General features: G+C 62.7%; 1 protein-coding gene. It reads right to left on the bottom strand.

Going from position 1 to position 534, the window contains the following annotated elements; all coding sequences use genetic code 11:
• Window positions 1-534 (bottom strand): hypothetical protein (locus tag E0702_RS19085; RefSeq protein WP_165927556.1); only part of this gene is annotated, 534 nt, incomplete at both ends.

The following is a 534-nucleotide window of genomic DNA, read 5'->3' as shown; positions in this document are numbered from 1 at the left end:
AGCCGCGGTCGGCGCATCGTCGACGATCTTGATGCCGAGGTTCTGTGTCGCGGTTTCACCGTCGTCATCCTCGGCTGTGATGCCAAAGGTGTCGCTGACATCGGTCGCATCGACGGCCGGTGCGTTCGTCAGGGTGTATTCGTAGTCGACGGTGATGGTGCCATCTGCCGCCTGGGCATACCCGTTCAGCACCAGGTCACCGTACTGGGTGGTGACCGTTTGGTTTGTTGTGCCGAGGTTTTCGATGTCGGCCTTGCTCAACACCAGGCTGGCCGGATCACCGTTCGCATCGGTGTAGGCAATGGTGACCGCATCGGTGGCGGCCAGGCCGTCCAAGGCCTTCAGGGTGAAGCTGGAGGCAACGTGGGTGTCGGCCGCGTTCGTGTTGGAGCCGCCGATCAGTCCACTCTCGAAGACCACCTGATCGGCGGTGTCGCCATCCGGTGTGGTCGCGCTGGTGTCCACCGGCACGTCCAGCGTCACACCGTCGTTGGTGCCGTTGATGGTGATCACAAGATCGGCACTGGCCGTGTC

The sequence above is a fragment of the Halomonas marinisediminis genome (genome assembly GCF_004347715.1).
GTDB lineage: Bacteria > Pseudomonadota > Gammaproteobacteria > Pseudomonadales > Halomonadaceae > Halomonas > Halomonas icarae.
This window is presented reverse-complemented; position numbering and strand designations above follow the sequence as displayed.